Genomic DNA, 512 nt, shown 5'->3' with positions numbered 1-512 from the left:
CAGTGGTGGTACGGTTAACATTAGATATGTCTGGAATTATTTTAACGGCTGCGGGTCTTGGTTTTTTAGGGTTGGGAGCTCAACTCCCAAGTCCTGAATGGGGAGCAATGCTTTCGACCGGTCGTGAGTTTATGATGACAAGTTGGTGGTTGGCAGCAATGCCCGGGTGTGCAATATTGTTTGCAAGCCTTGCATTCAACCTTTTAGGTGATGGACTTCGTGATATATTGGATCCACGCAATGGATAAAAAATTATTAGAGATAGAAGATTTACGTGTTTCTTTTCCTACAACGCGCGGCGTTTTAGAAGCTGTACGTGGCGTTAGCTTCTCCGTGGGGAAAGAAAAAATCGGAATTGTTGGGGAGTCTGGGTCTGGAAAATCAATGACTGGACGCGCAATACTCAAATTGAGCCCAAGAGCAGCAATCGTCAAAGCTAAAAAAATGCGCTTTGATGATGTCGATTTATTGTCAGCAAGTGAATCGCGGATGCAGACTATTCGCGGTAAGCG

Annotated in this window: 1 protein-coding gene and 1 pseudogene; both read left to right on the top strand. The window is 44.9% G+C overall.

Annotated features, from left to right (window positions below; all coding sequences use genetic code 11):
• The coding region (locus ACFINZ_RS12180) for an ABC transporter permease subunit (protein WP_375701663.1) at positions 1–248 on the top strand (248 nt) is incomplete at its 5' end.
• Positions 241–512 (top strand): annotated as a pseudogene (locus tag ACFINZ_RS12175) (ABC transporter ATP-binding protein); the annotation flags it as partial. The gene ACFINZ_RS12180 and the pseudogene ACFINZ_RS12175, both read left to right, overlap by 8 nt.

Origin of the sequence: Bartonella sp. AA81SXKL, assembly GCF_042196945.1 — a bacterium.
Taxonomy (GTDB): domain Bacteria; phylum Pseudomonadota; class Alphaproteobacteria; order Rhizobiales; family Rhizobiaceae; genus Bartonella.
This window is presented reverse-complemented; position numbering and strand designations above follow the sequence as displayed.